The 511-nt window shown below is 43.1% G+C and carries 1 protein-coding gene; it reads left to right on the forward strand.

The features are described from left to right. Positions 1–46: 46 nt before the first annotated feature. On the forward strand, positions 47–511 hold a 465-nt coding region (gene gspM / locus R7Q09_RS28510), incomplete at its 3' end, for a type II secretion system protein GspM (protein ID WP_318144254.1).

A 511-nucleotide genomic window follows, 5' to 3' on the forward strand; every position in this document is an offset into this window, starting at 1 on the left:
AAGACATAGTGACGTTTGAGTTGAAAACGCGCGAGGATAAAGAGAAATGAACGAATTCTGGAGCTCATTAGAAGAGCGCTTTGGAGACATGAGCGCGCGCGAGAAAATGTTGGTGGCGCTGTGTGGCTTCGTGACCGTAGTTATGTTGCTGTTTACGTTGGTGCTAGAACCTAAGCTCAATCAGATCTCAAACAATGAAAGACAGCTGAGTAACTTAAAGCAGTCAAACCAAAAAACAGAAATTGATATTATACGTGTTAAGGCTCAATTGACGAAAGATCCAAACGCAGATATTGATTTGGAAATTTCCAACCTGTTGACGGAAAGTCAGCATCTTTCGATGCAGTTGTCGCAAATTATTGAACACTTGGTAACGCCTTCACAAATGGCGGGCGTATTAGAGAGCGTATTAGAGCAGCAAAGTGGCATTCACTTGGTGTCATTGCAGACTCTGCCATCTGAGCCGATCACAGAAGATAAAGAAGCATCACAATACTCTGGCTACTACGTA

It is taken from the genome of Vibrio sp. 2130-1, assembly GCF_033339515.1.